Genomic DNA, 12,675 nt, shown 5'->3' on the forward strand with positions numbered 1-12,675 from the left:
CCATGGACCTGAGCGCACTGGCCGAAGAGGCCGTCATCCACACCTGCCCGCTGTACGAGATGCGCCGCATGCGCGCGGCCACCTCGCCCCGGCGCAATGCGGCCGGCGAGGCCGCCCCAGCCCCGCAGCGCTGGTGCAACCAGTTCGTGCATGCGCGCCAGCTGCTGCGCGCCGGCACCAGCCGCGTGGTCACGCCCAACAACGACACGCTCTACACCAACGCCTGGCTGGACCTGGGCGCCGGGCCGCTGGTGATCGACGTGCCCGACACGGCGGGCCGCTACTACGTCCTGGGCCTGCTGGACTTCTTCACCAACCCCTTCGCCCACCTGGGCCAGCGCCTGACGGGCACGGCAGCGCGCTCCTTCCTTGTCACGCCGCCCGGCTGGCAGGGGGCGCTGCCGCCACCGTTCGATGCGCCCGGCGCACACATTGCCGCGCCCACGCCCTGGCTGTGGGTGATAGGCCGCATCCTGGTCGATGGCGAGCACGACCTGCCCGCCGTGCACGCGCTGCAGGACGGCTTTGCGGTGCGCCCGCTGGCCGACTGGCAGGCGGGCACGCCCTCGCAGGCCCGCGCCTTCGACCCGGACTGCGATCCCCAGGCCCCGCCAAATGCCGAGCACTATGCAGCCCAGGTGAATGCCGCCTTGCGCGACAACCCGCCGCCAGCAGGGCATGCCGCACGGGTCGCGCGCTTTGCGGCCGTGGGCCTGGGCGCCGGGCTGGGCGCACCCGATGCGCAACAGCAAGCCGCACTGCAGCGCGCCCTGGACAGCGTGCTGCCCCGGCTGCGCGCGGCCAGCACGGGCCGGCGCCTGGACTCGGGCTGGGAACTCCCCGCCCTGGTCGAAGGCAGTTTTGGCGACGACTTCCAGGCCCGCGCCGAAATTGCGCTCAAGTACATCGGCATGCTGGAAAGCCGCGAGGCCATCTACCCCCTGGCCTGGCATGACGCCCAGGGCCTGCCCCTTCACGGCAGCCGCCGCTACCGGCTGCGCTTTGCCCCAGGCGCGCTGCCGCCCGTGCAGGCCTTCTGGTCCCTGACCCTCTACGGCGCCCACGACTGCATGCTGGTGGACAACCCCATCGACCGCTATGCGATCGGCGACCGCACGCCGGGCCTGCGCCCCGACGCTGATGGCGATGGCGATGGCGATGGCGATGGCGATGGCGGGTTGACTATCCACATCAGCCACGCGCCACCGGCCAGCGAAGACCACCGCGCCAACTGGCTGCCCGCGCCGCGCGAAGGCTTTTACCTGTGCCTGCGCGCCTACATGCCACGGCCCGAACTGCTGGACGGCCGCTACGCCCTGCCCCCCATCGAACCAGACCCGGAGACCCCATGAACGCCAGAGACGACGACAAGCCCTTTTTGCTGGTTGGCACCGGCAGCGAAACCGTGGCGCCGGGCCTGCACATATTGCGCGGCCAGGGCCAGTCCTTCGTGGCCGAGACCGACGCGGGCCTGGTGGTGATCGACGCCGGCCCCGGCGGCAAGGTCAGCCAGGACATGATCGCCAGCCTGCGCCAGCTCAGCGACGCGCCCGTGCATGCGCTGTGCTACAGCCACGGCCACATCGGCTACAACGCGGGCGTGCCCGCCTGGCTGGAGCATGCGGCCGCGCGCGGAGAACCCGTGCCGCGCCTCATCGCCCACCGCAACCTGCCGCGCCGCCAGGCACGCTACCGCGAGACCCGGGCGCTGCAGCACCGCATGGCCGAGATCCAGTTCAACCGCAGCGCGGGCTTTTTCGAGCACCGGCTGGACATGCACGAGCCCACCGAAACCTTCGACACGCGGCTGGAGATAGGCAGCGGGGACGGCCGCATCGAGCTGTTCTGGGCGCCGTCCGAGACCGACGATGCCATCGCGCTGTGGAGCCCCGGCCAGCGCGTGCTGTACGGCGGCGCGGCGCTGCTGGACTCCATCCCCAACATCGGCACGCCGTTTCGCACGCTGCGCGACACCGTGCGCTGGGCCGACACGCTGCAGGCCATGGCCGCGCTGCGCCCGCTCAAGGCCGTGCGCGAGTTCGGTCCCGTGATCGAGGGCGAGCAGGCCGTGCAGCAGGTGCTGCTGCACACCGCACAGGCGCTGCGCTGGCTGCGCGCCGAAGTCGTGCGCCTGATGAACGAGGGCCTGAACGAGCAGCAGGTGCTCGCGGCCATGGACTATCCGCAGGAGCTGTTCGGCGTGGAGTGGATGAAGCCCACCTATGGCGACCCCAGCTACATCGTGCGCGACATCTACCGCTCGGAAAACGGCTGGTGGGACCGCAACCCGACCACGCTGCACCCGGCCCCGCCCGAGGCCGCAGGCGCCGCCATTGCCGATGCCATCACCGACAAGCCCGGTCTGGTGGCCAGCGCCCAGGCGCTGGCCGACGCGGGCCAGTGGCAGCTGGCCCTGCATGTGATCGACGTGCTGGCCACGGCGGCCGGCGACGCGCCCGAGATCGGCCAGGCAAGGCGCCTCAAGGCCGCCTGGCTGCGCGAGCGTGCGCGCGAGGTGGACAGCTATGTCTCGCGCAACCTCTACCGCGTGGGAGCCGACATGATCGAGCAGGGCACGCAGGCGCGCCTGGGGCTGCGCTGACGGGGCCGCGCACAGGAAAGGCGTCACAAGGCGTCACAAGGCGACACAAGGCGACACAAGGAGACAAGTGCATGAAGACGATGAAGAAGCACGGCATGGCCCTGGCACTGCTGCTGGCCATGGCCTGCACAGGCCACACCCAGCCGGCACAGGATGCCGGCAACTACCCCGCCCGCCCCGTCACGCTGATCGTGCCCACGGCCGCCGCCGGCGGCACGGACACCATCGCGCGGGTGTTTGCCGAAGGCCTGACCCGGCTGCTCAAGCAGCCCTTCGTGGTGGACAACCGGCCCGGCGCCAACGGCCTGGTCGGCGTGGAGCAGGCCGCGCGCAGTGCGCCGGACGGCTACCGGCTGCTGTTCACCTACACGGCGTCCATGGCCGTGAACCCCAGCCTCTACCGCAAGGTTGCGTATGACCCGATCAAGGACTTCGCACCCATTGCGCAGATAGGGCGCGCGGGCAATCTGCTGCTGGTCTCGCGCGATCTGCCCGTGCATTCGCTCAAGGAGTTCGTGGAGCATGTGCGCGCCCGGCCCGGCCAGCTCAGCTACTGCTCCTGGGGCCAGGGCTCGGGCGGGCACCTGACCATGGAATTCCTGCTCAAGCAGGCCGGCCTGCAGATGCAGCATGTGCCCTACAAGGGCAGCAGCCCCTGCGTGCAGGGCCTGCTGGGCGGGCAGGTGCAGGCCGCGTTTGCAGACACCTCTTCCACCGTGGAGCTGGTGCGTGCGGGCCGCGTGCGCGCCATCGCCCACAGCGGCGACAAGCGCATTCCCAGCCAGCCGGACCTGCCCAGCCTGACCGAGGCGGGCTACCCGTTCCACAACTATTCCTGGTACGGCGTCTTCGCGCCCGCCAAAACGCCGCAGCCCATCGTGGACAAGCTCAACGCCGCAATCAACCAGTTGCTGCAGGACCCGGCCACGGCCAAAAAGCTGGGCGAGCTCAACCTGACCGATCTGCCCCGGACCACGCCCGCGCAATTCGCCGACACGCTGCGCCAGGACCTGGCGGACTGGGGGCGGCTGGTGCGCGAGGTGGGCGTGCAGCTGGACTGAGGGCAGGCCCTTGGCGGGCCAGGCTCACTCGGCCACGATGCCCGTCCTGCGCACCACCTCGCCAAAGCGCTTCAGGCGGTCGGACATCATGGCCTCGAAGGCGGCGGGGCTCATTTCCTCGGGCGGGGTCACGCCACGGTCCTGCAGGCTGGACACCATGGCCGGCGCCGTGGCGGCCTGGCGCACGGCCTTGAAGAGGGCCTGCACCACGGGCGCGGGCGTGCCGGCCGGCGCGGCCAGGCCGGTCCATGAGCTCATATTCAATTGCGGGTAGCCGACCTCGGCCAGCGTGGGCACATCGGGCAGCTGCGCCACGCGCTGCTCGGAGGCCACGGCCAGGGCGCGCACCTTGCCCGCCTGGATGTGGGGCAGCATGGAGATGAGGTTGTCGAAGAACACCTGCACCTCGCCCGCCAGCACCGAGGTGACCAGCAGCGTGCCGCCCCGGTAGGGAACATGGGTGATGTCCAGGCCCGCATCGGCCTTGAACATCTCCATGTTGAGCTGGCCCATGCTGCCCGTGCCACCGCTGCCGTAGTTGAGCTGGCCAGGGTGCTTTTTGGCATAGGCGATGAACTCCGCGAAGCTGCGGATGGGCAGGCTCGCGGGCACGACCAGCACATTGGGCAGGCGGCCCAGGATGGCGATGTTCTCGAAATCCTTGATGGGGTCGTAGCCCACCTTGGGCTGGGTCAGCGGATTGGCCAGGTGGCTGCTCTGCGAGGACACGACCAGGGTGTAGCCGTCCGGCTTGGCGCGCGCCACGGCCAGCGCGGCCACCGAGCCGCCCGCGCCGGGCCGGTTCTCCACCACGATGGGCACGCCCAGGATGCGCGCCATGGGCTCGGCATACTGGCGCGCCATGGCGTCCACCGAGCCACCGGCCGGAAACGGCACGATGAAGCTGATCTGGCGCGTGGGGTAGCCGGCGGCCTTGCCTTCGGCGGCCAGCGCCGCAAGCGGCGCCAGCACACCCAGGCCCAGCCCCGCGCCGAGCACGCGGCGGCGGGAAGGGTGGCTGGCAGCCTGGCGGGCGATAGGGGTCATGCTCATGTCTCCTCCTTATGGAAATACGTCGGCTGCGCCCGGCCATCCGGCGCTCCCTGGGGGCACCCTGGGCGTGCCCTGCTTACTCGGCCACGATATGGGCCTTGCGCACCACCTCGCCGAAGAGCTTCAGGCGCTCGGCCATCATCTTCTCGAAGGCGGCGGGGCTCATCTCCTCGGGAGCGACCACGCCGCGCTCCTTGAGGCTGGCCACCATGGCCGGCGCCGTGGCGGCCTGGCGGATGGCCTTGTACAGCGTCTGGACGATGGCGTCGGGCGTGCCCGCAGGCGCCGCAATGCCGGTCCAGGAACTCATGTTGAGCTGGGGATAGCCGACCTCGGCCATGGTGGGCACGTCGGGCAGCATGGGCAGGCGCTGCTCCGAGGCCACGACCAGGGCGCGCACCTTGCCCGACTGCACGTGGGGCAGCATGAAGACCAGGTTGTCGAGGATGAACTGCACCTCGTTGCCGATGGCGGCCGTGACCAGCGGCGAGCCGCCACGGTAGGGAATGTGCGTGGCAAAGATGCCCGTGGCGGCCTTGAGCATTTCCACATTGAGCTGGCCCATGCTGCCGATGCCGGCGCTGCCGTAGTTGACCTGGCCGGGGCGCTTCTTCACGTACTCGATGAACTCCTGGAAGTTCTTCACGGGCAGGCTGGAATGCACCATCAGCGCATTGGGCTGGCGGCCCAGGATGGCAATGTTCTCGAAGTCCTTGATGGGGTCGTAGCCCACCTTGGGCTGGGTCAGAGGATTGGCCAGGTGGCTGCTCTGCGAGGACACGACCAGGGTGTAGCCGTCCGGCTTGGCGCGCGACACGTACTGCGTGGCCACCGAGCCGCCCGCGCCGGGCCGGTTCTCCACCACGATGGGCACGCCCAGGATGCGCGACAGGGGCTCGGCGTACTGGCGGCCCATGATGTCCACCGAACCGCCGGGCGGAAACGGCACGACCAGCGTGATCGGGCGCGAGGGGTACTTGTCATCGGCGCGTGCGGCCAGCGGCGCCAGCGCGGACAGGCCCGCCAGGCCAAGGCCTGCGCCCAGCAGTTTGCGGCGGGTGGGGACGGAGGGGTTCACGGACAGGTTCTTCATGGGTATCAGCGCAATCAGGGGTGATCAAAGATGGCGAGGGCCACGGCCTGCGCGCGCGGCACGAAGGTGGCCAGCTCGCAGTACTCGCGCTCGGTATGGGGATGGCCGCCCACGGGGCCGGTGGCGCACAGCGTGGGCACGCCCACCGACGCGGTCAGGCCGCTGTCGGCCGCGCCGCCCGTGAACTCGCCCTGCACATCGAAGCCCAGCGACTGCGCGCCGCGCCGGTACAGCTGCAGCAGCGCATCAGGCGTGGGCGCCATGGGCAGGGTGCGGCGCACGGCGGTGACGCGGCCCTGGGTGCGGGGCACGGATTCTTCCTCCACGATGGCGCGGATGCGCTCCATCAGCGCATCGGGATCGGTCTGGGCCGTGTAGCGCACATCGAGCTCGGCCTTGGCGTGGGGCGCCACCATGTTCGGCACGATGCCGCCCTGCAGCACGCCCACATTGGTGGTCGTGCCCGTGGCGGGATCGGTCAGCGCATGCAGGGCCAGCAGCTTGCGCGCCATGGCCTCCAGCGCGCTGGCGCCGGCTGCGTGGTTGATGCCCGCATGGGCGGCCACGCCCTGCACCTCGAACTCCACGGCCATCGATCCCTTGCGGCTGGTCACCAGGTTGCCACTGACGCGGCCGGGCTCGGCATTGAAGACGGCGCGCGCGCCGCGCACCGTGTCCATGATGGTCTGGCGCGTGGCGGGCGAGCCGATTTCCTCATCGCACGAGAAGAACAGCTTGAGCGGCGCGCCCAGGCCGCCGCAGCGCGCAAAGGCCTCGGCCACGAAGACGTTGAGCACCAGGCCCGACTTCATGTCGGCCACGCCGGGACCGTAGGCCCTGCCCTCTTCCACGCGGAAGGGGCGGCGCGCCACGGTGCCCGCCGGAAAGACCGTGTCCATATGGCCCATCAGATAGATGGGTGCGCCTTCGGCCGGGCCGTCCCCGTCGGGACCGGCGACATCGGCATGCAGCAGCACGCCGTAGCCGGGCACGTCCTCGAAACGCACGGCCACGCCGGCCGCCTCCAGCCGCTCGCGCAGCGCCTGGGCCACGGCCAGGATGCCGGCTTCATCGCGGCTGCCGCTGTCGATATCGACAATTTTGTGCAACAGGTCTTGCATGGCCTGCTGCTGACCGCCCAGCCAGTCCAGCAGTCTCGCGCGCTGCTGCACGCGGCTTTGTTCGAGGGTATCGTGCATGGTGGAATCTCCAGAGTGCATGCAGTGTTGCACGCGACCCCCTATTTTGCAACACACGTTGCATATACAAGAAAAATATGAAATCACCATTGCAAAAAGCCACACTGCTGCTGCCGCAGCGCCTGGCGCAGCAGGGCGCGGAGCTGACGGCCAGCGAGCTGACGCTGGCCCAGACCCTGGGCAGCAACTACCCGCATGCGCTGCTGGAGTCGGCCACGGCGCTGGCCGCGCACACGGGCACCAGCGCATCGACCGTGGTGCGGCTGTTCGCCAAGCTCGGCTATGCCAGCTATGCCGAGGCCCAGCGCGAGGCGCGCGGCGAGGTGACGGCGCTGCTGCAGACGGCCGCCCAGCGCGCGCCCGTGCTGCTGGGCGCGCAGCGCAGCCTGAGCGAGTGCGTGGACGATGCGCTGCTGCACGACCAGCACAACATCCAGGCCACGCGCGAGGGGCTGGACATGGCGGCCTTCGAGGCCATGGCCCGCAAGCTGGCCCAGGGCGAGGGCCGCGTGTTCGTGCTGGCCCAGCTCAACAGCTCACCGGTATCCGCCTGGCTGGCCCTGCACCTGAACATGTGCCGCCCCGGCGTGCAGGAGCTGGATGCCGGAGCCATCGCGCCGGCCGACCAGCTGCTGTGGATCGGCCCCTCGGACACGCTGCTGGCCTTCAGCGTCAGCCAGTATTCGCGCGGCACCTTCGAGATAGCGCAGCGCTTTGCCGACGCCGGCGCCCAGGTGCTGGCCATCACCGACAGCCCCGCCGCGCCGCTGGCCACCGTGGCCCACCACTGGCTGCAGGTGCGCACGGCCAATGCCTCGCCCTTTCACTCCTACACGGCGGCCTTCTACCTGTGCAACGCCCTGGTCTCGGCCGTGGCCCAGCTGCGCCACAAGGATGTGTCCGAGGCCCTGGCCCGGCGCGACGCGCTGTGGAAGGAGTTCAACCACCAGTTGATCAGGACGCCCGAGCCGCGCACCGCCGCACGGCGCAGCCCCGGCCGCTCCAGAGCGGCAAAAGACTAAGGGCGCCGAAGCGCCCTTGTCTTGAGATGGCCTGCTGCCTGCCGGCAGCAGCCGATCAGTGCTGCAGGATCTTGTTGAGGAATTCCTTGGTCCGGGGCTGGCGCGCTTCCGGGTTGCCGAAGAATTCGTCCTTGGAGCAGTCCTCCAGGATCTTGCCGCCCACGTCCATGAAGATCACGCGGCTGGCCACCTTGCGTGCGAAGCCCATTTCGTGGGTCACGCACATCATGGTCATGCCTTCGTTGGCCAGGCCGATCATCACGTCCAGCACTTCGCCGACCATTTCGGGGTCCAGCGCGGAGGTGGGTTCGTCGAACAGCATCACGATGGGGTCCATGGACAGCGCGCGCGCAATGGCCACGCGCTGCTGCTGGCCACCCGACAGCTGGCCCGGGAACTTGTCCTTGTGCGCCGTCAGGCCCACGCGGTCCAGCATCTTGAGGCCGCGCTTCTTGGCATCGTCCGGGCTGCGACCGAGCACCTTGATCTGGGCGATGGTCAGGTTCTCGGTCACCGACAGGTGCGGGAACAGCTCGAAGTGCTGGAACACCATGCCCACGCGGCTGCGCAGCTGGGGCAGGTTGGTCTTGGGATCGTGCACGGCCACGCCGTCCACGAAGATCTCGCCCTTCTGGAAGGGCTCCAGCGCGTTGATGGTCTTGATCAGCGTGGACTTGCCCGAGCCCGAAGGGCCGCAGACCACCACGACCTCACCCTTCTGGATGTTGGTGGAGCAGTCGGTCAGCACCTGGAAGCTGCCGTACCACTTGGAAACGTTCTTGAGTTCAATCATTGCAATTCCTCAATGGGGTGCTGGCTCATCGAATGATGGCAATCTTTTTGTGCAGGCGCTTGACTGCCCACGAGAGCGAGTAGCACAGCACGAAGTAGGTCACGCCAGCGGCCAGATAGGATTCGATGGGACGGCCATAGTTCTTGCCCGCCACTTCGAAGCCCTTGAGCATGTCGTAGGCACCGATGGCATAGACCAGCGAGGTGTCCTGGAACAGGATGATGGTCTGCGTGAGCAGCACCGGCAGCATGTTGCGGAAGGCCTGGGGCAGGACCACGAGGCGCATGTTCTGGCCGTAGGTCATGCCCATGGCCTGGCCCGCGGAGACCTGGCCGCGCGGGATGGACTGGATGCCCGCGCGCATGATCTCGCTGAAGTAGGCCGCCTCGAAGGCGATGAAGGTGATGATGGCCGAGACCTCGGCGCCAATGGGCCGGCCGATGATCAGCGGCATCAGCAGGAAGAACCACAGGATCACCATCACCAGCGGCACGGAGCGCATGCCGTTGACGTAGAGCGTGGCGGGCACATCAAGCCACTTCTTGCCGGACAGGCGCATCAGCGCCAGCACGGTGCCGAAGAGCACGCCGCCGATGGTGGCGATGACGGTCAGCGTCAGGCTGAAGTACAGGCCCTTCAGCACGAAGTTGCTGAACAGGTCCCAGGTGAAGAACGACCAGTCGATTTGCAGGTTCATGTCAGTGTCCTCCGCCGCTGGCAGCGATCAGGCCGGGGACGCGCGAACGCTTCTCGATGAAGGCCATGATGCGGTTGATGGCAAAGGCGGAAATCACATACAGGCCGGTGACGGCCAGATAGATCTCGATGCCGCGCGAAGTCTCTTCCTGCGCCTGCATGGCGAACATGGTCAGCTCGGCCACGGACACGGCGAAGGCCACGGACGAGTTCTTGAACACGTTCATGGTCTCGCTGGTCAGCGGCGGGATGATGATGCGGAACGCCATGGGCAGCAGCACGTAGCGGTAGTACTGGAACGTGGTGAAACCCATCGCCATGCCCGCATAGCGCTGGCCGCGCGGCAGCGCCTGGATGCCCGAACGCACCTGCTCGGCGATACGCGCCGAGGTGAAGAAACCCAGCGCCAGCACCACGAGCACGAAGCCCGGCAGCGACTTCAGCGCAGGAACAAAGGACGGAACCACGTGGTACCACATGAAGATGTGGACCAGCAGCGGAATATTGCGAAACAGCTCCACCCAGGCATTGCCCAGCCGCACGATCCACGGCCGGCCCTCCAAAGTGCGCAGCGTGCCGATCAGCGATCCGACGACCAGTGCGATCACCAGCGACAGCAGCGACACGGAAATGGTCCAGCCCCAGGCCGACAGCATCCAGTCCAGGTAGGTGATATCGCCGTTCTTGCCGAAGCAGCTTTGACCGACCTCTTGGGTAATGGTGTCCTGGCAGAACACCTGCCAATCCCAACTCATAGGAGCACCCCTTCATTCAAAACACGAAATGCGTGCCGGCAGAAAAACCGGCGACGCAACAAAAAACGCCCCTTCCAACCGCATGGCAGAAGGGGCGGCATTCAGCTGGTGCTTACTTGACTTCGTACGACTCCATGGGCTTGTCGTTGGGGTGGGCCCATGCGTCCTTGGTGGCGTCGGACAGTGGCAGGCCGACCTTCACGTTGGCCGGGGGAATCGGCTGCATGAACCACTTGTCATAGAGCTTGGCCAGCGAGCCGTCGGCGATCTGGCGCTTGATGGAGTCGTCCACGGCCTTCTTGAAGGCGGGGTCGTCCTTGCGCAGCATGCAGGCGATGGGCTCGACCGACAGGGTTTCGCCGACGATCTTGTACTCGGCAGGTGCCTTGGACTTGGAGATGTTGGCGGCCAGGATGGAGCCGTCCATGATGAAGGCGTCGGCACGGCCGGTTTCCAGCATCAGGAAGCTGTCGGCGTGGTCCTTGCCCATGACTTCCTTGAAGGTCAGGCCGTCGGCGCGCTTGTTCTTGCGCAGGGTCTGCACCGAGGTGGTGCCCGTCGTCGTGACGATGGTCTTGCCGTTCAGGTCCTTGATGCCGGTGATGCCGGAGTTGCCCTTGACGGCAATGCGCACTTCTTCCACGTAGGTGGTCACGGCGAAGGCCACATCCTTTTGGCGGGCCTGGCTGTTGGTGGTGGAGCCGCACTCGATGTCCACGGTGCCATTGGTCACCAGGGGGATGCGGTTCTGCGAGGTGACGGGCTGGTACTTGATGTCCAGCTTGGCCAGGCCCAGTTCCTTCTGGATGTCGGCCAGCACGCGCTCGCCCATCTCGGTGTGGAAGCCCACGTACTTGCCATTGCCCAGCGTGTAGCCCAGGCCGGAGGATTCACGCACGCCCAGCGTCACGGCGCCGGAGGACTTGATCTTGGCCAGGGTGTCACCAGCCTGCGCGAAAGCGCTGCCTGCAGCCAGGGCGGTCACGGCGATGGCCAACAAATGCTTCTTCATACGGGTCTCCTGAGATGAGAACGAAAACGGTCTTGATGAGAACGGTCGAGTCGCCTTGTGGGCTTGCTCGAACTATCAACGATGTGACACATATTGTGCAATCACGCACGGTGCTGGAGCACCGACACGTGCTAGGGCTTTCCAGCACGTCAGCCGGATTCAGGTAAGCAACTGCCGTGCCATGGCACGCGTTTTTTGCCCGATCCAGCGCACCGGCGGTCCTGCACACGGCGTGGTTGCTGTGCGCGCACTCTAATGCCAGGGCCGGTGGCACAGCCAATGCCGTTTGCAAAAGCCCTTATGCATGCTATGCATAATAGGTGTTTACCCTAGACATAACCCGTGCACCAAGTCGGGCTCTTGCCGGGCACCCGCATGCACCAACGTGCAGCAAAAAGGGGCTGCGAGAGCCCCTTTTTTTCCTGATGCGTGCCGTTTGGCGTGTCAGCCGATGGTCTCGCCCTGCTCCAGCAGGAAGTTCCACAGCGCGCCGGCCACGCCCTGGGGCGCGTCCTTGCTGGCGGGTTTTTCACGGTAGGCGCGCACTTCCATGTCCATGCGAAAACCGTTGTCGCCCGCAGGCGCGGCGCTGACCAGGCGCCCGGCCTCCAGCTCGTTGCGCACGGCGCTGAACGGCAAGAACGCGACGCCATGGCCTTCCAGCGCCATGGCCTTGAGGCCTTCGGCCATGTCGGTCTCGTAGACGCGTTCCAGGTGCACGGCCTCGGCCGCTTCCTTGAGGATGAGCTCCGTCACCCGGCCCAGGTAGGCGCCGGGCGCATAGCCCAGATAAGGCAGCGGCTGGCCCTGGCGGCCCGGCAGCTGGTGCAGCGGCAGGCCGTCGGCGTCGGGCTTGGCGTAGGGGGCGAGCACCTCATGGCCCAGGCTGACCATCTCGTAGCGCGCCGGGTCAAGCTGGAAGGGCTGGGACGGATGGAAGTAGGCGATCAGCAGGTCGCAGCCGCCTTCGACCAGGCGCATCACGGCGTCATGCACATTGAGCGCGAACAGCCGGCTGCGGAACGGCCCGAACTTGGCCTGCACGCTGGAGACCCAGTTCGGGAAGAAAGTGAAGGCCAGCGTGTGCGGCACCGCAAACCCCACCATGCCCTTGCCCGCGCTGACGTGGGCACGCAGCATGGTGCGCGTGCTCTGCAGCGACTGCAGCATCTCCAGCGCCTGGTCATACATGGTCTTGCCGGCCGGCGTGAGCCGGGTCGGGTAGGAGCTGCGGTCCACAAGGTCGGTGCCGGCCCAGGCCTCCAGTGCCTGGATGCGGCGCGAGAACGCAGGTTGCGTCACGTGCCGCAGTTGGGCGGAGCGGCTGAAACTGCGTGTTTCAGCCAGGCTGACGAAATCTTCTAGCCATTTGGTTTCCATGGGCCTCAT

General features: G+C 67.6%; 12 protein-coding genes. 4 read left to right on the plus strand and 8 right to left on the minus strand.

The window, feature by feature from the left end; all coding sequences use genetic code 11:
- Positions 1 to 2: 2 nt before the first annotated feature.
- The 3 genes from IB269_RS11885 (at position 3) to IB269_RS11895 (ending at position 3,663) form a co-directional block, all read left to right on the plus strand.
- On the plus strand, positions 3 to 1,352 hold the full coding sequence (locus IB269_RS11885) for a DUF1254 domain-containing protein (protein ID WP_192367231.1): 1,350 nt from the start codon (positions 3 to 5) through the stop codon (positions 1,350 to 1,352).
- Complete coding sequence (locus tag IB269_RS11890) at positions 1,349 to 2,602, plus strand: alkyl sulfatase dimerization domain-containing protein (protein WP_192367232.1); 1,254 nt, start codon at positions 1,349 to 1,351, stop codon at positions 2,600 to 2,602. The genes IB269_RS11885 and IB269_RS11890 overlap by 4 nt, the downstream gene beginning before the upstream one ends.
- A gap of 71 nt (positions 2,603 to 2,673) precedes the next feature.
- Positions 2,674 to 3,663 (plus strand): Bug family tripartite tricarboxylate transporter substrate binding protein, encoded by a 990-nt coding sequence (locus IB269_RS11895; RefSeq protein ID WP_192367233.1) that lies wholly within the window; start codon positions 2,674 to 2,676, stop codon positions 3,661 to 3,663.
- 24 nt (positions 3,664 to 3,687) lie between these two features.
- Here the strand turns inward: IB269_RS11895 and IB269_RS11900 are convergent, their stop codons facing one another.
- The 3 genes from IB269_RS11900 to IB269_RS11910 all read right to left on the minus strand — a co-directional run bounded on the left by IB269_RS11900 (position 3,688) and on the right by IB269_RS11910 (position 7,008).
- Positions 3,688 to 4,716, minus strand: a complete 1,029-nt coding sequence (locus tag IB269_RS11900; protein ID WP_192367234.1) for a Bug family tripartite tricarboxylate transporter substrate binding protein — start codon at positions 4,714 to 4,716, stop codon at positions 3,688 to 3,690.
- A gap of 76 nt (positions 4,717 to 4,792) precedes the next feature.
- Positions 4,793 to 5,809, minus strand: coding sequence for a Bug family tripartite tricarboxylate transporter substrate binding protein (locus IB269_RS11905; protein WP_099734665.1), 1,017 nt, complete (start codon positions 5,807 to 5,809; stop codon positions 4,793 to 4,795).
- 14 nt (positions 5,810 to 5,823) lie between these two features.
- On the minus strand, positions 5,824 to 7,008 hold the full coding sequence (locus IB269_RS11910) for a M20 family metallopeptidase (protein ID WP_192367235.1): 1,185 nt from the start codon (positions 7,006 to 7,008) through the stop codon (positions 5,824 to 5,826).
- A gap of 77 nt (positions 7,009 to 7,085) precedes the next feature.
- Here IB269_RS11910 and IB269_RS11915 point away from each other — a divergent pair, with 77 nt between their 5' ends.
- Complete coding sequence (locus tag IB269_RS11915) at positions 7,086 to 8,030, plus strand: MurR/RpiR family transcriptional regulator (protein WP_192367236.1); 945 nt, start codon at positions 7,086 to 7,088, stop codon at positions 8,028 to 8,030.
- Positions 8,031 to 8,085: 55 nt separating this feature from the next.
- On the opposite strand, the gene IB269_RS11920 is transcribed toward IB269_RS11915, so the two are convergent.
- From IB269_RS11920 to IB269_RS11940, 5 genes are all read right to left on the minus strand, one after another.
- Positions 8,086 to 8,823: an amino acid ABC transporter ATP-binding protein gene (locus IB269_RS11920; protein WP_012203297.1), complete on the minus strand. Its 738-nt coding sequence runs from the start codon at positions 8,821 to 8,823 to the stop codon at positions 8,086 to 8,088.
- 25 nt (positions 8,824 to 8,848) lie between these two features.
- On the minus strand, positions 8,849 to 9,520 hold the full coding sequence (locus IB269_RS11925; RefSeq protein ID WP_012203296.1) for an amino acid ABC transporter permease: 672 nt from the start codon (positions 9,518 to 9,520) through the stop codon (positions 8,849 to 8,851).
- A gap of 1 nt (position 9,521) precedes the next feature.
- Positions 9,522 to 10,274 carry an amino acid ABC transporter permease gene (locus tag IB269_RS11930; RefSeq protein ID WP_043819928.1) on the minus strand — a complete coding sequence of 251 codons (753 nt, stop codon included), beginning with the start codon at positions 10,272 to 10,274 and terminating at the stop codon, positions 9,522 to 9,524.
- A 112-nt stretch (positions 10,275 to 10,386) separates the two neighbouring features.
- A complete protein-coding gene (locus IB269_RS11935) occupies positions 10,387 to 11,286 on the minus strand; it encodes a transporter substrate-binding domain-containing protein (protein ID WP_063327262.1) in 900 nt (299 codons plus the stop codon).
- Between the two features lie 444 nt (positions 11,287 to 11,730).
- Positions 11,731 to 12,666, minus strand: coding sequence for a LysR substrate-binding domain-containing protein (locus tag IB269_RS11940; protein ID WP_170962088.1), 936 nt, complete (start codon positions 12,664 to 12,666; stop codon positions 11,731 to 11,733).
- Positions 12,667 to 12,675 lie beyond the last annotated feature (9 nt).

Source organism: Delftia sp. DLF01 (genome assembly GCF_014852125.1).
GTDB lineage: Bacteria > Pseudomonadota > Gammaproteobacteria > Burkholderiales > Burkholderiaceae_C > Comamonas > Comamonas acidovorans.